The following is a 26,223-nucleotide window of genomic DNA, read 5'->3' as shown; positions in this document are numbered from 1 at the left end:
AGGCCCGCCCCCCGGAGGGGACGGGCCTCGTCGTTCAGCTCAGCTCACGCCGTGGCGCGACGCCTGTGCTGCGCTGCGATCAGCTCTGGCCGCCGGCCAGCTTCTCGCGGAGCGCGGCCAGGGCCTCGTCGGACGCCAGGGCGCCGGAGGTCTCGTCCGCACCCTCGGAGGAGTACGAACCACCGGAGATGCTGGCGCCGCCACCGGCGTTGCCACCGGCGGCCGGGGCGGCAGCGCCCTCGGCAGCAGCGGCCTCGTCGGCCTCGCGGCTCTTGATGACCTGCGCCTGGTGCTGCTCGAAGCGGACCTGCGCCTCGGCGTACTGACGCTCCCAGGTCTCGCGCTGGGTGTCGAAGCCCTCGAGCCAGTCGTTGGTCTCGGGGTCGAAGCCCTCGGGGTAGATGTAGTTGCCCTGGTCGTCGTAGGACGCGGCCATGCCGTACAGGGTCGGGTCGAACTCGACCGACGCCGGGTCGGCACCGAAGGACTCGTTGGCCTGCTTCAGCGACAGCGAGATCCGGCGACGCTCAAGGTCGATGTCGATGACCTTGACGAAGATCTCGTCGTTGACCTGGACGACCTGCTCCGGGATCTCCACGTGGCGCTCGGCCAGCTCGGAGATGTGGACCAGACCCTCGATGCCCTCGTCCACGCGGACGAACGCACCGAACGGAACCAGCTTGGTGACCTTACCCGGGACGACCTGACCGATCTGGTGGGTCCGGGCGAACTGCTGCCACGGGTCTTCCTGCGTCGCCTTCAGCGACAGGGAGACGCGCTCGCGGTCCATGTCGACGTCGAGGACCTCGACGGTGACTTCCTGGCCGACCTCGACAACCTCGGACGGGTGGTCGATGTGCTTCCAGGACAGCTCGGAGACGTGCACGAGACCGTCGACGCCGCCCAGGTCCACGAAGGCACCGAAGTTGACGATCGAGGAAACGACGCCGGAGCGGACCTGACCCTTCTGCAGGGTGGTGAGGAACGTCTGGCGAACCTCGGACTGGGTCTGCTCGAGCCAGGCACGGCGGGACAGGACCACGTTGTTGCGGTTCTTGTCCAGCTCGATGATCTTCGCCTCGAGCTCCTTGCCCACGTAGGGCTGGAGGTCGCGGACGCGACGCATCTCGACGAGAGAGGCCGGCAGGAAGCCACGGAGGCCGATGTCGAGGATGAGACCACCCTTGACGACCTCGATGACGGTACCGGTGACGATGCCGTCTTCTTCCTTGATCTTCTCGATCGTGCCCCAGGCACGCTCGTACTGAGCGCGCTTCTTGGACAGGATCAGACGGCCTTCCTTGTCCTCCTTCTGGAGAACCAGGGCCTCGATCTCGTCGCCGACCTTGACGACCTCGTTCGGGTCGACGTCGTGCTTGATCGAGAGCTCGCGGCTCGGGATCACGCCCTCCGTCTTGTAACCGATGTCGAGGAGAACCTCGTCCCGGTCCACCTTGACGATGACGCCGTCGACGATGTCGCCGTCGTTGAAGTACTTGATCGTCTCGTCGATGGCCGCGAGGAACGCGTCCGCGTCGCCGATGTCGTTGACCGCTACCTGCGGAGGGGTGGTGGCGGTGGTCTCGGTGCTGCTCGTCATGTGGGAAAGGGCTCCGGTTACGGACAGAAAGTCGTAGGTACTGCTACGCCGGGAGCCCTTATCGGCAACTGCCGAAGCCGGACAGCCAAGGAAGCCCCAGTTCCGCCAAAGCGGCAGGGCCTCGAAAACCGAGGGGACATCAACAGAAGCAAGCGCAGCCTGCTAGGTCTGAGGAGCACAGGCTCGCAGCGCAACTTGTAGCATACGGGGGCAGCCGGACAGGGTCAATGCGCGAAGGCGCACACTGCGGGCAGATCGCCGCACAACCGGCACAATTCGTGGGCGGGGACGCCCCGATGAGCAATCCAGAACCCATCCGCAGACTACGACGACGGGCCCCATGAACCAAGAGGACTACGCCCCCGAAGACGCGTACGACGCCGAAGGCGCCGACGGGGACGACGCCGAGGCCACCCGGCGTGACGCCGGGGAAGCGGAGAGCAGCCGGGCGAGCCGCGGCTGGTGGGACCGCAACGCCGACGACTACCAGAGCGAACACGGCGCCTTCCTGGGCGACGACCGCTTCGTCTGGGGTCCGGAGGGCCTCGACGAGGAGCAGGCCGCCCTGCTGGGGCCCGCCGCCTCCCTCAAGGACAAGGACGTCCTGGAGATCGGCGCCGGGGCCGCCCAGTGCTCGCGCTGGCTCGCCGCCCGCGGCGCCCGGCCCGTGGCCCTGGACCTTTCGCACCGCCAGCTCCAGCACGCCCTGCGCATCGGCGGCGACGTCCCGCTCGTCGAGGCCGACGCCGGCCGGCTCCCCTTCCGCGACGGGTCCTTCGACCTGGCCTGCTCGGCCTACGGGGCCGTCCCCTTCGTCGCCGACCCGGTGAACGTGATGCGCGAGGTCCACCGGGTACTGCGCCCCGGCGGCCGCTGGGTCTTCTCCGTCACCCACCCGCTGCGCTGGGCGTTCCCCGACGAGCCCGGCCCGGAGGGCCTCTCCGTCGCCGCCTCCTACTTCGACCGGACCCCGTACGTCGAGCAGGACGAGCAGGGGCGCGCCGTCTACGTCGAGCACCACCGCACCCTCGGCGACCGGGTCCGGGACGTGGTCGGGGGCGGGTTCCGCCTGCTGGACCTGGTGGAGCCGGAGTGGCCCGAGTGGAACACCCAGGAGTGGGGCGGCTGGTCCCCGCTGCGCGGCAACCTGATCCCGGGAACCGCGATCTTCGTCTGCGAGCGCGACTGACATGATCCGCAGCGCCGCCCTCGACGCCCTGCCCGTACGGGAGGCCCTGCCCGCGCTCGCCTCCGCCCTGGAGGACCGGGGCGCGGCGGTGCTGTGCGCCCCGCCCGGCACCGGAAAGACCACGCTGGTGCCCCTGGTGCTCGCGGGGCTGGTGGGGGGCGGCCCGCAGCGCCGGGTGCTGGTGGCCGAGCCACGGCGGATCGCCGCCCGGGCCGCCGCGCGGCGGATGGCGTGGCTGCTGGGCGAGCAGCCGGGTGCCTCGGTGGGCTTCACCGTGCGCGGGGAGCGGGTCGTGGGGCCCTCGACCCGCGTGGAGGTGGTCACCACCGGTGTCCTGCTCCAGCGGCTCCAGCGGGACCAGGAGCTGGCCGGGGTGGACGTGGTGGTGCTGGACGAGTGCCACGAGCGGCACCTGGACGCCGACACCGCGGCCGCCTTCCTCCTCGACGTGCGCGAGGCCCTGCGCCCGGAGCTGCGGCTGGTGGCGGCCTCCGCGACCACCGACGCGGCGGGCTGGGCCCGGCTGCTCGGCGGCGCGGGCGGGGACCCGGCGCCGGTGGTCGAGGCCGCGGGCGTCTCGTACCCGGTGGAGACCGTGTGGGCGCCGCCGGCCCGGCCGGTGCGGCCCCCGCACGGGATGCGCGTGGACCCGGCGCAGCTGACGCACGTGGCGTCGGTGGTCCGGCGGGCCCTGGCGGAACGTTCCGGCGACGTGCTGTGCTTCCTGCCCGGCGTGGGCGAGCTGGGCCGGGTCGCCGGGCAGCTGGGCGCGGTGGGGGCGGAGGTGCTCCAGGTGCACGGCCGGGCGGCCGCCGCCGTCCAGGACGCGGTGCTGACGCCGTCGGCGCACCGCCGGGTGATCCTGGCGACCGCCGTCGCGGAGTCGAGCCTGACCGTGCCCGGCGTACGGGTGGTCGTGGACTCCGGGCTCGCCCGCGAACCCCGCGTGGACCACGCGCGGGGCCTGGGCGCGCTGGCCACCGTACGGGCGTCCCGTGCCGCGGGCCGGCAGCGGGCCGGGCGGGCCGGGCGCGAGGCGCCGGGAACGGTCTACCGCTGCTGGGCACAGGCGGAGGACGCGCGGCTGCCCTCCTTCCCCTCCCCCGAGATCCGCACCGCGGACCTGGCGGCGTTCGCGCTCCAGGCCGCCTGCTGGGGCGATCCGGACGCCTCCGGTCTGGCCCTGCTGGACCCGCCGCCGGCCGGGGCGATGGCCGCCGCGCGGGAGGTCCTGTCGGTCGTCGGCGCGGTCGACCCCGCGGGCCGGCCGGCCCCGCGCGGGTTGCGGATGGCCCGGCTGGGGCTGCATCCTCGGCTGGCGCGGGCGCTGCTGGACGGTACGGAGGCACTGGGCGCGCGGCGGGCCGCGGAGCTGGTGGCGCTGCTGAGCGAGGAGCCGCCGCGGGAGTACGGGGACGACCTGGCCGCCGCCTGGCGGTCGGCCCGGCGCGGCGGCGACGCCTACGCGGGGCGCTGGCGGGCGGAGGTCCGCCGGCTGGAGCGTGCGGTGTCCCCGGCGGGCCGCGGGACCTCCGCCCCGGCGGGCGCGGCCGGGCCGGGCGTCCCGGAAGCCGCCGCGCGCGGTGTCTCCCCCGCCCCGCCCCTTGCCGAAGCCGGGACGCGGCCCCGGACCCCTTCGGGGTCTGCGGCCCCGGACCTCCGCGCCCCCGCCGCCGGCGAGGCCGGGACGGACGCCGCCGCCGGGCTCGTCGCCGCGCTGGCGTTCCCCGAGCGGGTGGCGCGGGCCAAGGGGGGCGGGGGGTTCCTCATGGCCTCCGGGACCGGGGCCGAGACCGGCGAGGGGTCGGGGCTGCGCAGCGCGCCCTGGCTGGCCGTCGCCGTCGCCGACCGGGCCGCGCACTCCGCTTCCGCCCGCGTCCGCCTCGCCGCCGTCATCGACGAGGACACCGCCCTGGCCGCAGCCGCCCACCTGCGGACCGGGGGCGAGGAGGTGCACTGGGAGGACGGGGACCTCGTGGCCCGCCGCGTCACCCGGCTCGGTGCGATCGAGCTGGCCTCACGCCCGCTGCGCGAACCCGACCCGGCGGCGGTCCGGGCCGCCCTGCTCGACGGGCTGCACGCGGAGGGCCTGGGCCTGCTGCGCTGGTCCGCGGACGCGTCGGCGCTGCGGGCCCGCCTCGGGTTCCTGCACCGCACGCTGGGCGGCGCCTGGCCCGACGTGGCCGAGGACGCGGCGCTGCTGGAGCGTGCCGACGACTGGCTGGAGCCGGAGCTTTCGCGGGCCCGCCGCCGCGCCGACCTGGCCCGGATCGACGCGGGCCAGGCCCTGAACCGGCTGCTGCCGTGGGCCACCGGCGAGGCCGTCCGGCTCGACGAGCTGGCCCCGGAGCGGATCGAGGTGCCCAGCGGTTCCCGGATCCGTGTGGACTACGGGGCCGAGCAGCCCGTCCTCGCGGTCAAGCTCCAGGAGCTGTTCGGGCTGGCCGAGACCCCGCGCGTGGCCGGGGTGCCGGTCCTGGTCCACCTGCTGTCGCCGGCCGGGCGGCCGGCCGCCGTCACGGCCGACCTGGCCTCCTTCTGGCAGGGCGGCTACCGGGCGGTCCGCGCCGAGCTGCGCGGCCGCTACCCCAGGCACCCGTGGCCCGAGGACCCGGCGGCCGCGGAGCCGACCCGGCACACCAACGCCCGGCTCAGGCGCTGACCCCGTCCTCCTCCCGCCGGCGGCCGCGGGCCTCCAGCCAGAGGGCCGCGGCGAGCAGGGCCAGGCCGACCGGGGCGAGGCCGGCCGGCGCGTACGTGTGGAGCGCGAGGACCTTCGTACGGTTCGAGGCGACCAGGTCGAAGGTGTACTTCGCGTAGTCGGGCCGGATCGTGACGTGCCCGGCGAAGGCGGTGAGCCGGCCTTCGGGAGCGCTCGCCGCGATGCCGCCGCGCATCTCCTGCTGGATGTCCTGCTCGGCGTTGACGGGGGCACCGGTGACGGGGTCGACCCAGAAGCGGGCCTTGACCGTGTACCAGAGGGTGGTGCCGGTGGTCTGCTCGATCGTCGCCGGGTCGATGCCCTCGATGGGCATCTTCTTCGGCATGGGCACCTTGGTCCAGGGAACGGTCTGCTCGAAGTAGTAGACCTCCATGCCCCGGTAGGTGCGCGGTCCGACGTAGTGGATCGGGGAGGAGGTGCGGGTCTGCGCGTCGAAGTAGAGGTAGTCGCGGGGTTCGGTGAAGAACGGCCACTTGAACTCGATGCCCTCGCGTGCGACCGGGTCCCCGTCGACCATCTCGCCGGTGGCGTGCACCGGGTCCTGGGTGTGGGCGTCGAAGAGGTAGCGCTCGGGGATCCTGGAGACCATCTTGCCGTCCGGCCCGATGATGTAGGTCAGGGTGTCCCAGACGACGACGTCCTTGCCCGCGTCGGCCTCGACCTCCCGGGACGCCTCGACGTTGCCCTTGAGGGTCTGGACGATGGTGACCTTGTCGACCTTCTTGGGCTGCATGCCGCCCGCGTAGTCGAGGAGGGTCGCGTCCTTGGCCTCCAGGACCATCTCCTGGTACTGGCCCGGCGGGATCTTGGCGAGCCTGGGGTACGCGTACCAGCGCAGCAGCGGTGCGAGGGCTGCGCAGAACACGGCGAGGGCAAGCAGGACGAGACTCGCTCTGCGTCGCACGGCCGGCCTCCTCTACTTTCCGGGCGCGGCGGGCGCGGTGGTGAGCAGGGGCTTGGGGGAGGTCTTGCCCTCCGGCGCCCCGAACGCCGTGACGGCGAGGACGAGGGCCAGGGCGGCGGCCAGCCCGATGGCGGCGGCGACGAGTGCGCGCATGCCGGGGCCTCCGATATCTGATGGGGCGTCAGGGAGGCGTACCGTAGCAACGCGGGGGCGAGATGAGAACCCGTCTGGACCTGCACCGGAAGAAGGCCCGTCCCGCCCGGGCGGCGGGCGGGACGGGCCTGTGGCCCACGGCGGGCGGCGGGAGCCGGCCCTACGGGGTTCGTGGGGGGAGCGCGCCCGGGGTGGGGCTCGCCTTGGGCGAGGCCGGGGCGGAGGGCGTCGCCGAGGGGGAGGCCGACGCGGAGGGGGTGGGCTTGGGGGTCGGGGTCGAGGTCGGGGTCGGCGTCGGCGTCGCGCTCGGGGTCGCGCTCGGGGTCGGGGTCGGGGTCGGGGTCGGGGTCGGGGTCGGGGTCGGGCTAGGCGTGGGAGTCGGGGTTGGGGTCGGCGTCGGGCTAGGCGTCGGCGTGGGAGTCGGGGTTGGGGTCGGGCTCGGCGTCGGGGTGGGACTCGGGGTCGGCGCAGGCGTCGGCTTCGGCGACGGGGTGGGCGTCGGCGTGGGGGTGGGCTTCGGGCCCGTCGGCTGCCCCGCACCCGTACCCGTACCCGCACCCGTACCGGCACCGGCACCGGCACCGGCACCGGCACCGGCACCGGCACCCGTACCGCCACCGCCGCCGGAACCACCCGCGTCCGGGACCTCGTGCGTGCCCTGGAGGTAGTACGCGTACCAGGACCGCACCGTCCTCAGGTACTCCCCGGACTGGTTGTAGGAGAGCACCGCCCGGTCCAGGCCCGCCCCGGTCCGCAGGTCACGGTTGCCGGCGCACAGGTAGCGGCCGGCCGCGAGGGCCGCGTCGTGGACGTTGTTCGGGTCGCGCCGTCCGTCGCCGTTCGCGTCCTGCCCCCAGGCCGCCCAGGTGGACGGGATGAACTGCATCGGCCCGACGGCCCGGTCGTACCGGGCGTCGCCGTCGTAGGCCCCGCCGTCCGTGTCGGAGATGTTCGCGAAGCCGTTGCCGTCGAGCACGGGCCCCAGGATGGGCCGCAGCGTGGTTCCGGCGGCGTCGACCTGCCCGCCGCGCGCCTGGCCCGACTCGACCTTGCCGATCGCCGCGAGCAGCTGCCAGCGCAGCCCGCAGCCGGGGTCGCTCTCCCCCACCTTCTGCTCGGCCCGCCGGTACGCGGCGAGCACGCTCGCGGGGATCCCCTGCGCGCCCTGCGACCCCACCTGCAGCACGGTCTGCAGGGACACCGGACCGGCCGCCGCGTCGGGCGCCGGACCGGGGGTCGGCCGGGCGGCCGCCTGCTCGCCCTCCGGCAGCAGCACGGCCGGGGGCTGCGGGCTGAGCAGCGGCGGGAGTTCGGTGAAGTAGGAGGAGTCGCCCCCGGCGGCGCCCGAGCCGCCCGCCACCGCGGCGGACTGCGAACCGGCGGTCTCCCCGGCCGCGGCCAGCCGGTCCGCGAGCCCGGCGGCCGGGCCCTGCGAGGCCGTCATCGCGGCGGCGACCAGAGCCGAGACCAGAGCGGCGGCCGCACTTCTGCGCAGGCCGCGTCCGACTATTCGTGCCGACATGAGCGGGACCCCTCCCCTAGACGTCCGCGTGACCCTACGTCAACTCCCTGCACACGGCACGCAATGCGGCCCGGAAATTCACCGGATCCCCACGTCCCTGCGCAGGTCACGCATACTGTCCCGACGACCGGGACCCAGGAGACGCGTCATGCCGTTCACTCTCAGCCATGCGGCCGCGGTACTCCCGGCCATCCGCCGGACCGGCCGGGCCCGGGGGCCCCTCGTGGCCTCCGCCCTGGTGCTGGGGTCCTTCGCGCCGGACACCTTCTTCTTCGCGGACGCCGTCGTCGAAGGCCTCATGGGCTACGGCACGTTCGCGCATTCGCTGCCGGGCGTGCTCACCGTGGACGCCGCCCTGACGGCCGTCCTCGCCGGGTGCTGGCTCCTGTTGCGCGAGCCGCTGGTGGCGCTGCTGCCGCGGGCCTGGCCGGGCAGGACGTACGCGTTCGTACGCGGCGCGTCCTGGCGGGAGCGCCGGACGCCCGCGCTGGCACTGTGGTTCTACCTGTCGGCGGTGACCGGCTCGCTCACCCACGTGGTGTGGGACAGCTTCACGCACCCGGACCGCTGGGGGACGAACGCGCTGCCGCGGCTGGGCGAACCCTTCGCCTTCGGCCTGCCCCTGTACTCCTTCGTCCAGTACGGCACTTCGGCGATCGCCGCCGGTGTGCTGCTCCGGTTCACCGCGACCGCGCTGCGCCGGCTGCCGGCCGCGCCCGTGCCTTCGGCGGTGCCGGTGCTCGGCCGCGCGGTGACGCTGTGGGCGTCCGCGCTGGTGGCCGTGTGCGTGGCGGTGGGGGTCACGCTGCGGGTGCTGCGCTTCTTCACGTTCTTCGACCGGATCCGCACCCCGCTCGACATCATCCCGACCGTCTGCTTCGGCGCGGGCGGCGGCCTGGCCGTCGGACTGCTGCTCTACGGGCTCCTCGTCCGCCTCCTGCAGCGCCGCGGCCGCCACCGCGACCGCGAGGACGGCGACCGCACCGGCCCGGACGCGCGGACGCCCGTCCCCACCGCCTAGGCGGGGACGGGCGCCGACGCGGCCGCGGCGGGGTCAGTGCGCGGCGGACTCCCAGTCCGTGCCGACGCCCACGGACACGTCGAGCGGAGCCCGCAGTTCGACGGCGGCGGCCATCTCGCGGCGCACCAGCTCCTCGACCCGCTCGCGCTCGCCGGGGGCGATCTCCAGCACGATTTCGTCGTGGACCTGGAGCAGCATCCGCGAGGTCAGCCCGGCCTCGGCGAGGGCCTTGTCCACGCGCAGCATGGCGACCTTGACGATGTCGGCGGCGGTGCCCTGGATGGGGGCGTTGAGCGCCATCCGCTCGGCGGCCTCGCGGCGCTGGCGGTTGTCGCTGTTGAGGTCGGGCAGGTAGCGGCGGCGCCCGAACACGGTCGCCGTGTACCCGGTCGCCCGGGCCTCGTCCACCACGCGCTGGAGGTAGTCGCGCACCCCGCCGAACCGCTCGAAGAAGGTGTCCATCAGACCGCGCGCCTCGGCGGGCTCGATGTTCAGCTGCTGGGCGAGACCGAAGGCGGACAGCCCGTACGCCAGACCGTAGGACATGGCCTTGATCTTGCGGCGCATCTCGGCGTCGACGGCGGAGCGCTCCACCCCGAACACCTGGGAGGCGACGGTGGTGTGCAGGTCCTCGCCCGACAGGAACGCCTCGATGAGGCCCTCGTCCTCGGAGAGGTGGGCCATGACGCGCAGCTCGATCTGGCTGTAGTCGGCCGTCATCAGGGACTCGTAGCCCTCGCCGACGACGAAGCCGCGGCGGATGGCGCGGCCCTCGTCGGTGCGCACCGGCACGTTCTGCAGGTTGGGGTCGGTGGAGGACAGCCGTCCGGTCGCGGCGACGGTCTGGCTGAAGCTGGTGTGCACCCGGCCGTCGGCGGCGATCGCCTTGACCAGGCCCTCCACGGTGACGCGCAGCTTGGCCTGCTCCCGGTGCCGGAGCATGATCACCGGGAGTTCGTGGTCGGTCTGCGTGGCCAGCCAGGCGAGCGCGTCCGCATCCGTGGTGTAGCCGGTCTTCGTCTTCTTCGTCTTCGGCAGGTCCAGCTCGCCGAAGAACACCTCCTGGAGCTGCTTGGGCGAGCCGAGGTTGAACTCGTGGCCCACCGTCGCGTGCGCCTCCTTCACCGCCTGCTGCACGGCCGCGGCGAACTGCTGCTCCATGCCCTCCAGGTGGTCGCGGTCGGCGGCGATGCCCGCCCGCTCCAGCCGGGCCAGCAGCTCCGAGGTGGGCAGCTCCATCTCGTGGAGCAGCTCGACGGCGCCGACCTCGGGCAGCTTCGCGGTGAAGGCGTCACCGAGGTCGAGGACGGCGCGGGCCTGCGCCATCAGGGCGTCGGCCTCGGCGGTCTCGTCGGCGCCGAAGGCCAGCTGGCCGTCGGCCGCCGGGGGCTGGAGCTCGCGGCCCAGGTACTCGACGGACAGCACGTCCAGCGCGAAGGACCGCCGGCCCGGCTTGACCAGGTAGGCGGCGAGCGCGGTGTCCATGGTGACCCCGGCCAGGGTCCAGCCGTGCTCCGGGAAGACCCGCATCAGGCCCTTGGCGTTGTGCACGACCTTGGGGCGGTCCGCGTCGGCGGCCCAGGCGGCGAAGGCCTTGTCGTCGGACTCGTCCAGGGCGGACGGGTCGAACCAGGCGGCCGCCCCGCCGGCCGCGGCCAGCGCGATCTCGGAGACGTTGCCCTGGCCCAGGCCCCAGCTGTCGACGGTGGAGACGCCGAGGGGGCCGTCCGCGTGGGCCGCGAGCCACGGCGCGAGCTCGCCGGCGCCCAGTACGGACGCGTCCAGCTCGACGCCGGCCGCCGGAGCGGGTGCCTCCTCCTCGGCCGCGCCCGGGTCCACGGCCAGCAGCCGCTCGCGCAGCGAGGCGTTGCGGATCTCCAGCACGTCCAGCACCCCGGTGACCGCGGACCGGTCGTAGGGGGCGCGCTCCAGGTCGGCAGGGGTCCTGGGCAGCTCCACGTCCTTGACCATCTCGGTCAGGACCCGGTTGAGCTTCACGGATTCCAGGTGGTCCCGGAAGTTCTGCCCGGCCTTGCCCTTGACCTCGTCGGCGCGCTCCACCAGCTCCGCGAACGACCCGAACTGGGTGATCCACTTCGCGGCGGTCTTCTCGCCGACGCCCGGGATGCCGGGCAGGTTGTCGGACGGGTCGCCGCGCAGCGCCGCGAAGTCCGGGTACTGCTGCGGGGTGAGGCCGTACTTCTCCTCGACCTTCTCCGGGGTGAACCGGGTCAGCTCGGAGACGCCCTTGGTCGGGTAGAGCACGGTCGTGCGCTCGGACACCAGCTGGAAGGAGTCCCGGTCGCCGGTGACGATCAGCACGTCGAAGCCCGCGGCCTCGGCCTGGGTCGCGAGCGTCGCGATCACGTCGTCGGCCTCGAAGCCGTCGACCGCGAACCGCGGCACCTTCATCGCGTCGAGCAGCTCGCCGATCAGCTCGACCTGCCCCTTGAACTCGTCGGGGGTCTTGGAACGGTTCGCCTTGTACTCGGGGAACTCCGTCGAGCGCCACGTCTTGCGGGACACGTCGAACGCCACCGCGAAGTGCGTGGGCGCCTCGTCGCGCAGCGTGTTCGCCAGCATCGACGCGAAGCCGTAGATGGCGTTGGTCGGCTGGCCCGTCGCGGTCGTGAAGTTCTCCGCGGGCAGCGCGAAGAACGCCCGGTACGCCAGGGAGTGCCCGTCCATGAGCATCAGGCGGGGGCGGTCCGCTGCGGTCGGCTGGTCGGTCTTCTTCGATGCTGAATCTGCCACGCCCCCGATCCTAGGGCTCCCCACCGACAATTCCGGCGCGGGCGACCGGCCGGCCATCCCGGGCGGGCGGCACCGCGCCCCGGCACCCGGCCGCCCCGGCACCCGGCCGCCCCGGTCCCGGCTCCGGCTCCGGCTCCGGAGGCGACGGACCGCCCTCCCCCTCCCCCCTCGGCCGTGCAAGGATCTGGCGGACGCGGCAGCACGTGCCGCGTCCGTACGTACGCTCGAAGGAGAGCGCGATGGCGACCAAGCCGCCCACAGGCGACCCCGTGCAGGACGCACCCCAGGTCACCCCGCCCCAGCACGCGGCCGCCGGCCTCCCGGCGATCGGACACACCCTCAAGATCGCGCACGCGCAGATGGGCCTGGCCCGCACCGCCCGCACCCTCCTCAAGGTCAACCAGAAGGACGGCTTCGACTGCCCCGGCTGCGCCTGGCCCGAGGGTGACAAGCGGCACACCGCCGAGTTCTGCGAGAACGGCGCCAAGGCCGTGGCCGAGGAGGCCACGCTGCGCCGGGTCACCCCGGCGTTCTTCGCCGAGCACCCCCTCGCCGACCTCGCGACGCGCTCCGGGTACTGGCTGGGCCAGCAGGGCCGCATCACCGAACCGATGTACCTCCCCGAAGGCGGCGACCGCTACGAGCCGGTGAGCTGGGAGCGGGCCTTCGAGGTCATCGCCGAGGAACTGCGCGCCCTGTCCTCCCCCGACGAGGCCGTCTTCTACACCTCCGGCCGCACCAGCAACGAGGCGGCGTTCCTCTTCCAGCTCTTCGCCCGCGAGTTCGGCACCAACAACCTGCCGGACTGCTCGAACATGTGCCACGAGTCCTCCGGCTCCGCCCTGAACGAGACCATCGGCATCGGCAAGGGCAGCGTCTCCCTCGAAGACCTCCACCAGGCCGAACTGATCATCGTCGCCGGGCAGAACCCGGGCACCAACCACCCCCGCATGCTCTCCGCCCTGGAGAAGGCCAAGACCGCCGGCGCGAAGATCATCTCGGTGAACCCGCTGCCCGAGGCCGGCACCGAACGCTTCAAGAACCCCCAGAACCCCCTCGGCATGCTCAAGGGCACCGCCCTGACCGACCTCTTCCTCCAGATCCGCATCGGCGGGGACCAGGCCCTCTTCCGGCTCCTCAACAAGCTCGTCATCGAGACCGAGGGCGCCACCGACGAGACCTTCATCGCCGAGCACACCCACGGCTACGAGGAGCTCGCCGCCGTCGCCCGCAAGGCCGACTGGGACGAGACCCTCACCGCCACCGGCCTCACCCGCCCCGAGATCGAACGCGCCCTGGCCATGATCCTGGCCTCCAAGCGCACCATCGTCTGCTGGGCCATGGGCCTCACCCAGCACAAGCACGCCGTCGCCACCATCCGCGAGGTCGTCAACCTCCTCCTGCTCCGCGGCGACATCGGCCGCCCCGGCGCCGGCGTCTGCCCCGTCCGCGGCCACTCCAACGTCCAGGGCGACCGCACCATGGGGATCTTCGAGCGCCCCGCACCCGCCTTCCTCGACGCCCTCGACCGCGAATTCGCCATCACCTCGCCGCGCGCCCACGGCTTCGACGTCGTCCGCTCCATCCAGGCCCTGCGCGACGGCGAGGCCAAGGTCTTCTTCGCCATGGGCGGCAACTTCGTCGGCGCCACCCCCGACACCGACGTCACCGAGGCCGCGGTCCGCCGCGCCTCCCTCACCGTGCACGTCTCCACCAAACTCAACCGCTCCCACGCGGTCACCGGCCGGCGCGCCCTGATCCTGCCCACCCTCGGCCGCACCGACAAGGACGTCCAGGCCACCGGCAAGCAGTTCGTCACGGTCGAGGACTCCATGGGCATGGTCCACGCCTCCCGCGGCAACCTCGCCCCCGCCTCCCCCCTGCTGCTCTCCGAACCCGCCATCGTGGCCCGCATGGCCCGCGCCGTCCTCGGCGACGCCTCCGCCACCCCCTGGGAGGAGTTCGAACGCGACTACGCCGCCATCCGCGACCGCATCGCCCGCGTCATCCCCGGCTTCGAGGACTTCAACGCCCGCGTCGCCCACCCCGGCGGCTTCCGGCTGCCCCACGCCCCCCGCGACGAACGCCGCTTCCCCACCAAGACCGGCAAGGCCAACTTCACCGCCGCCCCCGTCGAGTACCCGCGCGTCCCCGCCGGCCGCCTGCTCCTGCAGACCCTGCGCAGCCACGACCAGTACAACACCACCATCTACGGCCTCGACGACCGCTACCGCGGCATCACCGGCGGCCGCCGCGTCGTCATGGTCCACCCCGACGACGCAGCCGAGCTGAACCTGCCCGACGGCTCCTACACCGACCTCGTCAGCGAATGGAACGACGGCGTCGAACGCCGCGCCCCCGGCTTCCGCGTCGTGCACTACCCCACCGCCCGGGGCTGCGCCGCCGCCTACTACCCCGAGACCAACGTCCTGGTCCCCCTCGACTCCACCGCCGACACCAGCAACACACCCGCCAGCAAGTCCGTCGTCGTGCGCTTCGAACCGGCCTGATAGAACGGCACCGCACACATCGGTTAACGATCGTTGACGAACGGAGCAGACCCATGGGCGAGCAGCACGCCGTGAAGTTCCCGCAGGAAGTCCTCGACGAGTACACCACCCTGGGCATAGACCTGCCCGCGCTGTTCTCGGCGGGCGCCCTCGGGATCCGGATGGACATCCGGATACTGGAGGCCTCCGCCGAGCGGGTCGTCGCCACGATGCCCGTCGAGGGCAACACCCAGCCCTACGGACTCCTGCACGGCGGCGCCTCCGCCGTCCTGGCCGAGACCCTCGGCTCCGTCGGCGCGATGATGCACGGCGGCATCAAGAAGGTCGCCGTCGGCGTGGACCTGAACTGCACCCACCACCGCGGCGCCCGCTCCGGCCTGGTCACCGGCGTGGCCACCCCCGTCCACCGGGGCCGCTCCACCGCCACCTACGAGATCGTCATCACCGACGAACAGGACCGCCGCGTCTGCACCGCCCGCCTCACCTGCCTGCTGCGCGACACGGACTCTTAACAACAGAGCCGATACGGGCAGTTGTGCCACCACCGGCGCCGGTCTAGCGTTCCCGCATGGGATCGGGACCGGCGCCGCCGCGCACCACGACCGCGCGAACACTCACACTGACGGCCCTCCCGGCCGCCACCCTCCCCGGCTGCGCCGGCGCCCCCCGCGACACCCCGACCGGCGGGCCCCGGCGGTGAGCGGCGGCATCGGGCCCGTGGAGCCCGGGGAGGGCACGAGCGGCCGCGAGGGGCCGCGCCCGGGGCCCCGTACGCCCCGGTGGCTCGACCGCGCCCGTACGGCCGCGGGGCGCCACCGGCGGGTCCTGGTGGCGCTGGGAGCCGCGGCCGTTCTGGCCGCGGGCACCGCCCGCTGGTGCGCGACCCGGCCGCAGGCACCCCCGCCCGCGGCGCCGCCTCCCCCCTCCCAGGCGCTGTCCCTGACGTACGGGGAACCACTGGATCCGGCCCCGGCCGGAACCGCGTTCGCGTTCACTGTGCGTGTGCGGACCTCCTCCGGTCCGGCCGTCACGGTGGAGCGGATCGGCCAGCCGTCGGGGGCACTGAGCGTGATGATCCGGCCACAGCTGCCGGTCACGGTCGCGGCGGGAGAAGTCCGCGAGCTGATCCTGACGATTCAGGCGAAAGACTGCGTGCATGTAGCACGGAATTCCAGCCTCCCATTCTTGGAAGTAACCCTGAGTAATGGATTCCAGAAAGAGGATCACAGTTACATCCCCGGTGACCGATATGCGCGAGATCTTTCCGTCGCGCTGACCAGGGCCTGTCCCGAAGATCGAGACAACGGCACGCCTGCGCCGTCATGACCAAAACCCCCCAGGGTCCTGGCATGACAGGACCAAAACCACTCCACAGTCCTCACGCGTCTCAGCATGCGGACGCGACGAACCGGCCTGAATTCCCCCGTTCCACCCGCACAGATCCGCTATGTATTACGCCGTGGCATAACAAGAGAGTCACATCATTGGCCTCAGCCCTCCATATCCCCCGAAGAGCCGCCTAGAGTCACCGCCAGTTACCGCGACCGCCGGATTCGATTCAGTTCGGTTCCCCGCGTTCGACTCGACGCGTCCCACGGGGGACGCGGCGCCTGGAAAGGACTGATCGTGCGTCATCGTCAGCTCATCGCCGTAACCGCCGCTCTCGCCGCGGGCGCCCTCACCCTCACCGCCTGCGGCTCCCGCGACAGCGGCAGCACCGCCGGCGACGGTGGCAACACCACGGTCGTCATCGGCGTCGACGCCCCCCTGACGGGCGACCTCTCCGCACTCGGCCTCGGCATCAAGAACTCCGCCGACCTGGCCGCCAAGCAGGCCAACGAGAAGAAGTACGTCAAGGGCGTCACCTTCAAGATCCAGGCCCTCGACGACCAGGCGCAGGCCTCCTCCGGCCAGCAGAACGCCACCAAGCTCACCGCCGACAAGGACGTCCTCGGCGTCGTCGGCCCGCTGAACTCCTCGGTCTCCGAGTCCATGCAGAAGGTCTTCGACGACGCCAAGCTGGCCCAGATCTCCCCGGCCAACACCAGCCCGTCCCTGACCCAGGGCCCCAAGTGGGCCGAGGGCCAGAAGGTCCGCACCTACAAGAGCTACTTCCGCACCGCCACCACGGACGCCATCCAGGGCCCGTTCGCGGCGCAGTACCTCTTCAACAAGGCGGGCAAGAAGAAGGTCTTCATCATCGATGACAAGAAGACCTACGGCGCCGGCCTCGCCGGCACCTTCAAGGGCGAGTTCACCAAGCTCGGCGGCGCCGTCGCCGGCGAAGGCCACATCGACCCCGAGTCCAAGGACTTCTCGGCGATCGTGACCCAGGTCAAGAGCTCCGGCGCCGACGTCGTCTACTACGGCGGCGAGTACCCCGCGGCCGGCCCGCTCAGCAAGCAGATCAAGGCCTCCGGCGCCAACATCCCGCTCGTCGGCGGCGACGGCATCTACGACAAGAAGTTCGTCGAGCTCGCGGGCGACGCCGCCACCGGCGACTTCTCCACCTCCGTCGGCGCCCCCGTCGAGAGCCTGCCCTCCGCCAAGGAGTTCGTGGCCAACTACACCAAGGCCGGCTACAAGGACCCCTTCGCTGCCTACGGCGGCTACTCCTACGACTCCGCCTGGGCCGTCATCGAGGCCGTCAAGAAGGTCGTCGACGCCAACAACGGCAAGCTCCCCTCCGACGCCCGCGCCAAGGTCCTCGAAGCCGTCCAGGGCGTCTCCTTCGAGGGCGTGACCGGCAAGGTCTCCTTCGACGAGTTCGGCGACGCCACCAACAAGCAGCTCACCGTCTACAAGGTCGACGGCGGCGAGTGGAAGTCCGTCGAGTCCGGCACCTACGGCGGCTGACCTCCAACGGCTAGCCCGCTAGCTCGCTAGCCCCTCACCCCTCATCTTTGCCGCGCGGGGCGCGCACCATTGCGCCCCGCGCGGTGTCACATCCGTCGAAAGACTCGGAGGACCTGCGGTGCACGAACTGCCGCAACAGCTGGTCAACGGCCTGCTACTGGGATCCATGTACGGGCTCGTCGCCATCGGCTACACGATGGTTTATGGCATTGTCCAGCTCATCAACTTCGCCCACGGCGAGATCTTCATGACCGGCGGGTTCGGAGCCCTCACGGTCTGGCTGATGCTCCCCGGTGGCACCACCATGTGGGTGGCCCTGCCCCTCATGCTCATAGGCGCCATCCTCGTCGCCACCCTCATAGCCGTCGGCGCGGAACGCTTCGCCTACCGCCCCCTCCGCAGCGCACCCCGCCTCGCACCGCTCATCACCGCCATCGGCCTCTCCATCGTCCTCCAGCAGGCGGTATGGGCCTGGTACCCCGACGCGAAGTCCTCCGTCGTCTTCCCCGAAATCCCCGGCGGCCCCTTCCACATCGGCAGCATCACCATCCAGACCGGTGACGTCTTCCTCCTGATCGCCGCCCCCATCTCCATGGCCTTCCTCGGCTTCTTCGTCAAGAAGACCCGCACCGGCCGCGGCATGCAGGCAACCGCCCAGGACCCCGACACCGCGAAGCTCATGGGCATCAACACCGACCGCATCATCACGGTCGCCTTCGCCCTCGGCGCCACCTTCGCCGCCGTCGGAGCCGTCGCCTACGGCCTCAAGTACGGCGAAGTCAACTACCGCATGGGCTTCATCCTCGGCCTCAAGGCCTTCACCGCCGCCGTCCTCGGCGGCATCGGGAACATCTACGGCGCCATGATCGGCGGCCTGGTCCTCGGCCTCGCCGAGACCCTCACCACCGCCTACATCGCCGACGTCCCCGGCATGAGCCAGCTCGGCGGCCAGTCCTGGGGCAACACCTGGGCGTTCGTACTCCTCATCCTCGTGCTGCTCTTCCGACCCCAGGGTCTGCTGGGCGAGCGCGTGGCCGACAGGGCGTGAGAACCATGACGACTACCACCACGGACACCACGCAGCAGCCGGTCGCCACCGGCCGCCGGGGAATCACCCTCCCCGAGAAGACGGCCCGCGCCCTCGCCACCGCAGGCGGTGCCCTCACCGTCATCTCCTGCTTCCTCGCCTGGACCTGGACCTCCGCCTTCCCCGGTGACCTCACCGTCTACGGATACCCCGGCGGCCTCCAGTGGCTCGTCCTCGTCGGCGGCGCCCTCACCACCCTCTTCGGCCTCTCCTCCTACGGCGTCAAGGGCCTCCGCTGGCTCACCCCCGCCGGAGCCGACGCCGCGATCAAGCTCTCCGCCCTCGGCACCCTGCTCACCATGGCCTACACCGCCTGGGCGATCAGCAACACCCTCGGCGGCCTGGTCAACCTCGAACCCGGTGCGTTCGTCGCCCTCGTCACCGCGCTCGCCGCCTACCTCGGCGCCCGCTCCCTCCCCTTCGAGCGCCCCGCCGGCGACCCCGCGGACCCCGAAGACACCTGGTGGGAGCAGACCAAGCACAACATCGGCAACAGCTGGGCCGTCACCAAGGCAGCCCACGCCGGCGGCACCCCCAAGGCGGCCCGCGCCCTCCCGGCCTACGCCGAAATCCTCATCATCACCGCGGTCCTCGCCGTCGGCCTCGGCGTCTTCACCTACGGCGTCACCACCCCGTACCAGGAACTCTTCATCGGCTTCCTGATCGCCGCGGGCTTCGGCTTCACCGCACTCAACAAGGCCGGTCTGGTGGGCCGCTTCACCGCACTCACCGCCAAGCACCGCAACGTCGCCCTCGTCGGCGCCTTCGTCGCGGCCGCCGCCTTCCCCCTCACCCAGACCGACGACCAGTACGCGACCCTCGGCGTCAACATCCTCATCTTCGCCACCGTCGCCCTCGGCCTGAACATCGTCGTCGGCCTCACCGGCCTCCTCGACCTCGGCTACGTCGCCTTCCTCGGCGTCGGCGCCTACACCGCGGCCCTGGTCTCCGGCTCCCCCAACTCCCCCTTCGGAGTGCACTTCCCCTTCTGGGCCGCGATCCTCCTCGGTGCGGTCGCCTCCATGGTCTTCGGCGTCCTCATCGGCGCCCCGACCCTGCGCCTGCGCGGCGACTACCTCGCCATCGTGACCCTGGGCTTCGGAGAGATCTTCCGGATCTCCATGAACAACCTCGACGGCGTCTCCGGCCCGGACCTCACCAACGGCCCCAACGGCATCGCCGGCGTCCCCAACGTCGACCTCTTCGGCTTCGACTTCGGCGCCAGCCACAGCATCCTCGGATTCACCGTCGGCCGCTTCGCCAACTACTTCCTGCTGATGCTCCTGGTCACCCTCATCGTGATCATGGTCTTCCGCCGCAGCGCCGAATCCCGCATCGGCCGCGCCTGGGTCGCCATCCGCGAAGACGAGACCGCCGCCGAAGCCATGGGCATCAACGGCTTCCGCGTCAAGCTCATCGCCTTCGCCCTCGGCGCCACCCTCGCCGGCCTCGCCGGAGCCGTACAGGCCCACGTGAACTACACCGTCACCCCGGACCAGTACGTCTTCGCCAACGCCGTCCCCCCGAACTCCGCCTTCCTCCTCGCGGCGGTCGTCCTCGGCGGCATGGGCACCATCTCCGGCCCCCTCGTCGGCGGCGCCCTCCTCTTCATGATCCCCAACAAGCTCCAGTTCCTGGGCGAGTACCAGCTCCTCGTCTTCGGCATCGCGCTCGTCATCCTGATGCGTCTGCGCCCCGAAGGCCTCATCCCCAACCGGCGCAACCAGCTCGAACTCCACAAGGACCTCGAAGCGCCCACAGTCCTCGGCAAGACAGGGGCCTGATCCATGACCACCACCACGACCGAGACGACGACCGAGACGGTCCTCGACGCCCGCGGCGTCACGATGCGCTTCGGCGGCCTCACCGCCGTCAAGAACGTCGACCTGACCGTCCGCAGCGGCGAGATCGTCGGCCTCATCGGCCCCAACGGCGCCGGCAAGACCACCTTCTTCAACTGCCTCACCGGCCTCTACATCCCCACCGAGGGAGAAGTCCGGTACAAGGGCACGGTCCTGCCCCCCAAGTCCTACAAGGTCACCGCGGCCGGCATCGCCCGCACCTTCCAGAACATCCGTCTCTTCAACAACATGACGGTCCTGGAAAACGTCCTCGTCGGACGCCACACCCGCACCAAGGAAGGCCTCTGGTCCGCCCTCCTGCGCCTGCCCAGCTTCGGCCGCGCCGAAGAAGCCAGCCGCCAGCGGGCCATGGAACTCCTGGAGTTCATCGGCCTCGACCACAAGGCCGACCACCTCGCCCGCAACCTCCCCTACGGCGAGCAGCGCAAGCTGGAGATCGCCCGCGCCCTCGCCAGCGACCCCGGCCTCATCCTCCTGGACGAGCCCACCGCCGGCATGAACCCGCAGGAGACCCGGGCCGCCGAAGAGCTCATCTTCGCCATCCGGGACAAGGGCATCGCCGTCCTCGTCATCGAGCACGACATGCGCTTCATCTTCAACCTCTGCGACCGCGTCGCCTGCCTCGTCCAGGGCCAGAAGCTCATCGAAGGCACCGCCACCGAGGTCCAGAGCGACGAGCGCGTCATCGCCGCCTACCTCGGCGAGCCCTTCGAAGGCGCCCCCGGCGCCGAGGAGGCCGCGGAGGTCGAGGCGGCGGAGGCCGCGGCCACGGAGCCCGAGGCCACCACGGCCGAGGAGACCCCGGAGCCCGTGGCCACCGAGCCCGAGGCCGCGCCTGCCGCTGCCGAGGCTGCGGAGCCCGAGGCCCCGGCAGCCGACGCCACGGAGGCCGACGCCCCCGCGGCCGAAACCGCGGAAGCCGAAACCGCGGAGGCCGACGCCCCCGCGGCGGACGCCCCCGCGGCCGCGGCCGACGCCGCGGAGCAGGACAGCACCACCAGCACGGACGGAGAAGCCAAGTGACCGCCCTCCTCGAGGTCGAAGACCTCCGCGTCGCCTACGGCAAGATCGAGGCCGTCAAGGGCATCTCCTTCAGCGTCCAGGAAGGCGAGATCGTCACCCTCATCGGGACGAACGGCGCCGGCAAGACGACCACCCTGCGCACCCTCTCCGGCCTGATCAAACCGCGCGGCGGCCAGATCAAGTTCGAGGGCAAGTCCCTCAAGAAGGTCCAGGCGCACGACATCGTCGCCCTCGGCCTCGCCCACTCCCCCGAGGGCCGGCACATCTTCCCGCGCATGACGATCGAGGACAACCTCCTCCTCGGCGCGTACCTGAAGAACGACAAGGTCGGCATCCAGCAGGACATCGACCGGGCCTACGAGCTCTTCCCGATCCTGGGCGAGCGCCGCAAGCAGGCCGCCGGCACCCTCTCGGGCGGCGAGCAGCAGATGCTCGCCATGGGCCGCGCGCTCATGTGCCGCCCGAAGCTGCTCATGCTCGACGAGCCCTCCATGGGCCTCTCGCCGCTCATGATGCAGAAGATCATGGCCACGATCGCCGAACTCAAGGCGGCCGGCACCACGATCCTGCTCGTCGAGCAGAACGCCCAGGCCGCGCTGTCCCTGGCCGACCAGGGCCACGTCATGGAGATCGGCAAGATCGTCCTGTCGGGCCCCGGCCGCGAGCTCCTCGTCAACGAGGACGTCCGCAAGGCCTACCTCGGCGAGGACTAGTCCCCGCCACCCCCGCACACGCGTGAGGCCCGTCTCCCCCGAGGGGGAGACGGGCCTCACGCGTACGCCGCGCCGTTACTCCTTGGCGGCGTTCTGCTTCTTCTCCTCGGCGTCCTCGATGACCGCCTCGGCGACCTGCTGCATGGACATGCGGCGGTCCATGGAGGTCTTCTGGATCCACCGGAACGCGGCCGGCTCGGTCAGCCCGTACTGGGTCTGCAGGATGCTCTTCGCCCGGTCGACGAGCTTGCGGGTCTCCAGGCGGGCGGAGAGGTCCGCGACCTCCTTCTCCAGCGCCTTCAGCTCGGCGAAGCGGGACACGGCCATCTCGATGGCCGGGACCACGTCGCTCTTGCTGAAGGGCTTGACCAGGTACGCCATGGCCCCGGCGTCCCGGGCCCGCTCGACGAGGTCGCGCTGCGAGAACGCGGTCAGCATCAGGACGGGGGCGATGGACTCCTCCGCGATCTTCTCGGCCGCGGAGATCCCGTCGAGGACGGGCATCTTCACATCGAGGATCACCAGGTCGGGGCGGTGCTCACGGGCCAGCTCGACGGCCGTCTGCCCGTCCCCGGCCTCACCGACGACGGAGTAGCCCTCCTCCTCCAGCATCTCTTTCAGATCCAGGCGGATGAGCGCCTCGTCCTCGGCGATGACGACCCGGGTCGTCAGCGGCGGAACGTGCGACTGGTCGGCGTCGGGCGTGGGCGTCGACTCGTGCTCGGCGGTCACGGGGGCTCCTTGGTACGGGGCATAACAAGCTCCCCCGAGCCTACCTAGCTACGGTATCTTTGTGGCACGGAGGGTCTTAGGTATCCTTCGTTTCGAAGGGGCCCCGGTAGCCCAGCGGTAGAGGCCATGGATTCAAAACCCATTCAGCGTCGGTTCGAATCCGACCCGGGGCACTTCTCCTTCGATTTAAAGGTCGGCAGGCCCTTTTAGTGATCTTCACTCGTCGCAGTGAACAAGACTTCGATTTGCGGCCAAGTGGATGAATAGCCGCGAAGCTCTCACGCGGGGAACACAACCCAGGAATACGTGAGCACGCACTCGTCCTCCTCCGTCGCGGTGAGAGCAATCGATCCGTGGCCGAGAGACTCGACGTTCCGCGAGGAACGGTCGGCCGGTGGCGCCACGAAGACCGAAAACACAGGGGTGAGACCTACATCCACCCCACCGACTGCCCCATGTGCACGGACCACCCGCTCAACCGTTCGGCATACGCCTACCTGCTTGGCCTCTACCTGGGCGACGGGCACATCATCTCGAAGCACAAGCAGCACCACCTGTCCGTCTTCTGTGACGCGGCATGGACCGGGCTGATCGACGCCGCCGAAGAAGCGATGCACCGGGTGATGCCGCTGTCCAGGATCAGCCGCAGACAGCGGCAGGGGTGCGTCGAGGTCAAGTCCTACACCCAGCACTGGAAGCGCCTCTTCCCCCAGCACCCCTGGGCGTTCGTCCGGGGGCTGATCCACTCCGACGGATGCCGGACTACGAACTGGACCGTCCGCAACGGCAAGCGGTACGAGTATCCTCGCTGTTTCTTCACCAACAGGTCGACGGACATCACAAGCCTGCTGACCCGCACCCTCGACCTGCTCGGGGTCGAATGGAGACGGGCGAACGAGGCCAACGTCTCCATCGCCCGGAAGGAATCCGTCGCGCTCATGGACGCGCACATCGGCCCGAAGTATTGACCAGGTGCCGCCTAGGCTGGAGGCAACGACTACGAGGGGACCCGTGATGAGCGAGAAGGCCCGGACGCTGTTCGACGCGCTGGATCTGGACCACAACGGCGTGCTGACCCGCGCCGAGGTGATCTCGGCGTTGCGGAGCAAGGGGCCGACATTGGCGGCTCGGGGGGAGTTGCCGTTCTGGGCGGTGGGGGACGCGGAGGCGTCGTCGGCGTTGTTCGACGCGGCGGACGCGAACGGGGACGCGGTGCTGACGTTCGAGGAGTTCGCGGCGCTGGTGGACCGGCGGTTCGGCTGGTGAAGCGGGTCGGTGCGAGTGGATCATGTGTTACGTTTTTTCTGTAGTGATCGTTAGAGAATTACAGGGGGCTTTGCCATGGAACGAATCGCACTGGTCACGGGCGGAAGCCGCGGGATCGGCCGGGCCATCGCGGAACGGCTCGCGACCGATGGGCTCACGGTGGTGCTGACGTACGCCGGGAACGAGGCGGCGGCCCGGGACACCGTCGAGGGGATCGAGGGGAAGGGCGGGCGGGCGCGTGCCGTGCGGGCCGAGTTCGGGCGGCACGGGGACGCGGCGGGGCTCTGGGCGGCGTACGACGGACTGGGGCTGGGGCCGGTCGACGTGCTGGTGAACAACGCCGGGATCGGGATGCCGGTGCCGCTCGGGTCGGTCACCGAGGAGGAGTTCGACCGCGTCTTCGCGGTGAACGTCCGGGCGCCGTTCTTCCTGGTCCAGGAGGGGCTGGAGCGCCTGCGCGACGGCGGCCGGGTCATCAACATCTCCAGCGGCGCGGCCCGGATCGCGATGCCGGAGATCCTCGCCTACGGGTCCACCAAGGGGGCCCTGGACAATCTGACGCTGAACCTCGCGAAGGCGCTGGGCCCGCGCGGGATCACCGTCAATTCCGTGGCTCCGGGGATCGTCGACACGGACGTCAACGCGGGCTGGCTGCGCGGGAACGCCGAGGCCGAGGCGCACGCCGCTTCGCTGGCGGCGCTCGGCCGGGTGGGGCGGCCGGAGGACATCGCCGATGTGGTCGGCTTCCTCGCGTCCGATGCCGGCCGGTGGGTCACCGGCCGGGTGGTCGACGCGACCGGTGGGGCCGGGCTGTAGCCCGTGGCCCCGGGCCGGACCGGCCGGCCCGGCCGGTCCGGCCCCGTGCGGGGTCAGCGGACGGCGTCGCCGATGTGGTGGATGCGGACGAGGTTGGTCTTGCCGCTGACGCCGGGCGGGGAGCCGGCGGTGATCACGACGACGTCGCCGGGGACGCAGCGTCCGATGCGCAGGAGCTCTTCCTCGACCTGGGCGACCATCGCGTCGGTGGAGTCGACCTGGGGGCCGAGGAAGGTTTCGACGCCCCAGGTGAGGTTGAGCTGGGAGCGGGTGGCGGCGTCGGGGGTGAAGGCGAGGAGGGGGATGGGTGAGCGGTAGCGGGAGAGCCGGCGGACGGTGTCTCCGCTCTGGGTGAAGGCGACGAGGAATTTGGCGCCGAGGAAGTCGCCCATTTCGGCTGCGGCGCGGGCGACGGCTCCGCCTTGGGTGCGGGGCTTGTTGGTGTCGGTGAGGGGCGGGAGGCCCTTGGCGAGGATGTCCTCTTCGGCGGCTTCGACGATGCGGGCCATGGTGCGGACCGTTTCGACGGGGTATTTGCCGACGCTGGTCTCGCCGGAGAGCATGACGGCGTCGGTGCCGTCGATGACGGCGTTGGCGACGTCGGAGGCTTCGGCGCGGGTGGGGCGGGAGTTGTCGATCATCGAGTCGAGCATCTGGGTGGCGACGATGACCGGTTTGGCGTTGCGCTTGGCGAGTTTGACGGCGCGCTTCTGGACGATGGGGACCTGCTCCAGGGGCATTTCGACGCCGAGGTCGCCGCGGGCGACCATGATGCCGTCGAAGGCGGCGACGATGTCGTCGATGTTGTCGACGGCCTGGGGCTTTTCGATCTTCGCGATGACGGGGAGGCGGCGGTCCTCCTCGTCCATGATGCGGTGGACGTCTTCGATGTCGTGGCCGCTGCGGACGAAGGAGAGGGCGATGACGTCGGCGCCGGTGCGCAGGGCCCAGCGGAGGTCTTCGATGTCCTTGTCGGAGAGGGCGGGGACGGAGACGGCGACGCCGGGGAGGTTGAGTCCCTTGTGGTCGGAGACCATGCCGCCTTCGATGACGCGGGTGTGGACGCGGGGTCCGTCGACGGTGGTGACTTCGAGGGTGACGCGGCCGTCGTCGACGAGGATGCGTTCGCCGGGGGTGACGTCGTTGGCGAGGCCGGGGTAGGTGGTGCTGCAGGTGTGGCGGTCGCCTTCGTGGTGTTCGACGGTGATGGTGAATTCGTCGCCGCGTTCAAGGAGTACGGGTCCTTCGCGGAAGCGGCCGAGGCGGATCTTCGGGCCTTGAAGGTCGGCGAGGATGCCGACGCTGCGGCCGGTCTCGTCGGAGGCCTTGCGTACGCGCTGGTAGCGCTCCTCGTGTTCGGCGTAGGTGCCGTGGCTGAGATTGAGGCGGGCGATGTCCATTCCGGCTTCGACCAGGGCTTTGATCTGGTCGTATGAGTCGGTGGCGGGGCCCAGGGTACATACGATTTTCGCTCGGCGCATGGGTCGAGCGTA

General features: G+C 71.4%; 21 protein-coding genes and 1 tRNA gene. 15 read left to right on the top strand and 7 right to left on the bottom strand.

What is annotated here, in order from left to right:
• Nucleotides 1-79: 79 nt before the first annotated feature.
• Nucleotides 80-1,600, bottom strand: a complete 1,521-nt coding sequence (rpsA, locus tag ACZ5D2_RS19585) for a 30S ribosomal protein S1 (protein WP_371679049.1) — start codon at nt 1,598-1,600, stop codon at nt 80-82.
• Between the two features lie 340 nt (nt 1,601-1,940).
• Between rpsA and ACZ5D2_RS19580 the strand changes: the two genes are divergently transcribed.
• Both ACZ5D2_RS19580 and ACZ5D2_RS19575 read left to right on the top strand, forming a co-directional pair.
• Complete coding sequence (locus ACZ5D2_RS19580; protein ID WP_371679047.1) at nt 1,941-2,789, top strand: class I SAM-dependent methyltransferase; 849 nt, start codon at nt 1,941-1,943, stop codon at nt 2,787-2,789.
• Between the two features lies 1 nt (nt 2,790).
• Nucleotides 2,791-5,451: an ATP-dependent RNA helicase gene (locus ACZ5D2_RS19575; RefSeq protein ID WP_468930758.1), complete on the top strand. Its 2,661-nt coding sequence runs from the start codon at nt 2,791-2,793 to the stop codon at nt 5,449-5,451.
• On the opposite strand, the gene pgfA is transcribed toward ACZ5D2_RS19575, so the two are convergent.
• The 3 genes from pgfA to ACZ5D2_RS19560 form a co-directional block, all read right to left on the bottom strand.
• Nucleotides 5,441-6,415 (bottom strand): cell envelope lipid trafficking protein PgfA, encoded by a 975-nt coding sequence (gene pgfA / locus ACZ5D2_RS19570; RefSeq protein WP_468930755.1) that lies wholly within the window; start codon nt 6,413-6,415, stop codon nt 5,441-5,443. The genes ACZ5D2_RS19575 and pgfA overlap by 11 nt on opposite strands.
• 12 nt (nt 6,416-6,427) lie before the next feature.
• Nucleotides 6,428-6,568 carry an SPW_0924 family protein gene (locus ACZ5D2_RS19565; protein ID WP_106979781.1) on the bottom strand — a complete coding sequence of 47 codons (141 nt, stop codon included), beginning with the start codon at nt 6,566-6,568 and terminating at the stop codon, nt 6,428-6,430.
• Nucleotides 6,569-6,728: 160 nt separating this feature from the next.
• Nucleotides 6,729-8,090: a lytic transglycosylase domain-containing protein gene (locus ACZ5D2_RS19560; RefSeq protein ID WP_468930752.1), complete on the bottom strand. Its 1,362-nt coding sequence runs from the start codon at nt 8,088-8,090 to the stop codon at nt 6,729-6,731.
• A 148-nt stretch (nt 8,091-8,238) separates the two neighbouring features.
• Here ACZ5D2_RS19560 and ACZ5D2_RS19555 point away from each other — a divergent pair, with 148 nt between their 5' ends.
• A complete protein-coding gene (locus tag ACZ5D2_RS19555; RefSeq protein WP_468930749.1) occupies nt 8,239-9,111 on the top strand; it encodes a DUF4184 family protein in 873 nt (290 codons plus the stop codon).
• A gap of 33 nt (nt 9,112-9,144) precedes the next feature.
• Here the strand turns inward: ACZ5D2_RS19555 and polA are convergent, their stop codons facing one another.
• Nucleotides 9,145-11,865: a DNA polymerase I gene (gene polA / locus ACZ5D2_RS19550; protein ID WP_468930746.1), complete on the bottom strand. Its 2,721-nt coding sequence runs from the start codon at nt 11,863-11,865 to the stop codon at nt 9,145-9,147.
• Nucleotides 11,866-12,104: 239 nt separating this feature from the next.
• Between polA and ACZ5D2_RS19545 the strand changes: the two genes are divergently transcribed.
• From ACZ5D2_RS19545 to ACZ5D2_RS19510, 8 genes are all read left to right on the top strand, one after another.
• Nucleotides 12,105-14,375, top strand: a complete 2,271-nt coding sequence (locus ACZ5D2_RS19545; RefSeq protein WP_371679041.1) for an FdhF/YdeP family oxidoreductase — start codon at nt 12,105-12,107, stop codon at nt 14,373-14,375.
• Between the two features lie 53 nt (nt 14,376-14,428).
• On the top strand, nt 14,429-14,887 hold the full coding sequence (locus ACZ5D2_RS19540) for a PaaI family thioesterase (protein ID WP_468930743.1): 459 nt from the start codon (nt 14,429-14,431) through the stop codon (nt 14,885-14,887).
• Between the two features lie 490 nt (nt 14,888-15,377).
• The gene (locus tag ACZ5D2_RS19535; protein ID WP_468930740.1) at nt 15,378-15,701 is read left to right on the top strand and encodes a hypothetical protein; all 324 of its coding nucleotides are present in this window, start codon (nt 15,378-15,380) and stop codon (nt 15,699-15,701) included.
• 300 nt (nt 15,702-16,001) lie between these two features.
• Nucleotides 16,002-17,231 carry a branched-chain amino acid ABC transporter substrate-binding protein gene (locus ACZ5D2_RS19530; protein WP_371679037.1) on the top strand — a complete coding sequence of 410 codons (1,230 nt, stop codon included), beginning with the start codon at nt 16,002-16,004 and terminating at the stop codon, nt 17,229-17,231.
• A 118-nt stretch (nt 17,232-17,349) separates the two neighbouring features.
• Entirely contained in the window at nt 17,350-18,279 is a 930-nt protein-coding gene (locus ACZ5D2_RS19525; RefSeq protein WP_371679035.1) for a branched-chain amino acid ABC transporter permease, read from the top strand.
• Nucleotides 18,280-18,284: 5 nt separating this feature from the next.
• Nucleotides 18,285-20,102: a branched-chain amino acid ABC transporter permease gene (locus tag ACZ5D2_RS19520; protein WP_371679034.1), complete on the top strand. Its 1,818-nt coding sequence runs from the start codon at nt 18,285-18,287 to the stop codon at nt 20,100-20,102.
• 3 nt (nt 20,103-20,105) lie between these two features.
• Entirely contained in the window at nt 20,106-21,203 is a 1,098-nt protein-coding gene (locus ACZ5D2_RS19515; RefSeq protein WP_468930734.1) for an ABC transporter ATP-binding protein, read from the top strand.
• Nucleotides 21,200-21,916 (top strand): ABC transporter ATP-binding protein, encoded by a 717-nt coding sequence (locus ACZ5D2_RS19510; RefSeq protein ID WP_280914703.1) that lies wholly within the window; start codon nt 21,200-21,202, stop codon nt 21,914-21,916. The genes ACZ5D2_RS19515 and ACZ5D2_RS19510 overlap by 4 nt, the downstream gene beginning before the upstream one ends.
• Nucleotides 21,917-21,991: 75 nt before the next feature.
• On the opposite strand, the gene ACZ5D2_RS19505 is transcribed toward ACZ5D2_RS19510, so the two are convergent.
• A complete protein-coding gene (locus tag ACZ5D2_RS19505) occupies nt 21,992-22,648 on the bottom strand; it encodes an ANTAR domain-containing response regulator (RefSeq protein ID WP_356222476.1) in 657 nt (218 codons plus the stop codon).
• 100 nt (nt 22,649-22,748) lie between these two features.
• Between ACZ5D2_RS19505 and ACZ5D2_RS19500 the strand changes: the two genes are divergently transcribed.
• From ACZ5D2_RS19500 to ACZ5D2_RS19485, 4 genes are all read left to right on the top strand, one after another.
• A tRNA-Leu gene (locus tag ACZ5D2_RS19500) sits at nt 22,749-22,821 on the top strand.
• Nucleotides 22,822-22,911: 90 nt separating this feature from the next.
• Entirely contained in the window at nt 22,912-23,616 is a 705-nt protein-coding gene (locus tag ACZ5D2_RS19495) for a helix-turn-helix domain-containing protein (RefSeq protein ID WP_468930846.1), read from the top strand.
• A 46-nt stretch (nt 23,617-23,662) separates the two neighbouring features.
• Entirely contained in the window at nt 23,663-23,914 is a 252-nt protein-coding gene (locus tag ACZ5D2_RS19490) for an EF-hand domain-containing protein (RefSeq protein ID WP_371679032.1), read from the top strand.
• A gap of 75 nt (nt 23,915-23,989) precedes the next feature.
• The gene (locus ACZ5D2_RS19485; RefSeq protein ID WP_371679031.1) at nt 23,990-24,730 is read left to right on the top strand and encodes an SDR family oxidoreductase; all 741 of its coding nucleotides are present in this window, start codon (nt 23,990-23,992) and stop codon (nt 24,728-24,730) included.
• 53 nt (nt 24,731-24,783) lie between these two features.
• Here ACZ5D2_RS19485 and pyk read toward each other — a convergent pair whose 3' ends face one another.
• Nucleotides 24,784-26,211, bottom strand: coding sequence for a pyruvate kinase (gene pyk / locus ACZ5D2_RS19480; protein ID WP_371679030.1), 1,428 nt, complete (start codon nt 26,209-26,211; stop codon nt 24,784-24,786).
• Between the last annotated feature and the right edge of the window lie 12 nt (nt 26,212-26,223).

The organism is Streptomyces sp. NPDC031479 (genome assembly GCF_055581065.1).
Note: the sequence above shows the minus strand (reverse complement) of the source record. Positions and strands in the feature narration are given on the sequence as shown.

Bases quoted from the DNA above. Each gene is read 5' to 3' on its own strand.
- rpsA (WP_371679049.1), bottom strand. From the start codon at position 1,600: ATGACGAGCAGCACCGAGACCACCGCCACCACCCCTCCGCAGGTAGCG.
- ACZ5D2_RS19580 (WP_371679047.1), top strand. From the start codon at position 1,941: ATGAACCAAGAGGACTACGCCCCCGAAGACGCGTACGACGCCGAAGGC.
- ACZ5D2_RS19575 (WP_468930758.1), top strand. From the start codon at position 2,791: ATGATCCGCAGCGCCGCCCTCGACGCCCTGCCCGTACGGGAGGCCCTG.
- ACZ5D2_RS19565 (WP_106979781.1), bottom strand. From the start codon at position 6,568: ATGCGCGCACTCGTCGCCGCCGCCATCGGGCTGGCCGCCGCCCTGGCC.
- ACZ5D2_RS19560 (WP_468930752.1), bottom strand. From the start codon at position 8,090: ATGTCGGCACGAATAGTCGGACGCGGCCTGCGCAGAAGTGCGGCCGCC.
- ACZ5D2_RS19555 (WP_468930749.1), top strand. From the start codon at position 8,239: ATGCCGTTCACTCTCAGCCATGCGGCCGCGGTACTCCCGGCCATCCGC.
- ACZ5D2_RS19545 (WP_371679041.1), top strand. From the start codon at position 12,105: ATGGCGACCAAGCCGCCCACAGGCGACCCCGTGCAGGACGCACCCCAG.
- ACZ5D2_RS19540 (WP_468930743.1), top strand. From the start codon at position 14,429: ATGGGCGAGCAGCACGCCGTGAAGTTCCCGCAGGAAGTCCTCGACGAG.
- ACZ5D2_RS19520 (WP_371679034.1), top strand. From the start codon at position 18,285: ATGACGACTACCACCACGGACACCACGCAGCAGCCGGTCGCCACCGGC.
- ACZ5D2_RS19515 (WP_468930734.1), top strand. From the start codon at position 20,106: ATGACCACCACCACGACCGAGACGACGACCGAGACGGTCCTCGACGCC.
- ACZ5D2_RS19490 (WP_371679032.1), top strand. From the start codon at position 23,663: ATGAGCGAGAAGGCCCGGACGCTGTTCGACGCGCTGGATCTGGACCAC.
- ACZ5D2_RS19485 (WP_371679031.1), top strand. From the start codon at position 23,990: ATGGAACGAATCGCACTGGTCACGGGCGGAAGCCGCGGGATCGGCCGG.
- pyk (WP_371679030.1), bottom strand. From the start codon at position 26,211: ATGCGCCGAGCGAAAATCGTATGTACCCTGGGCCCCGCCACCGACTCA.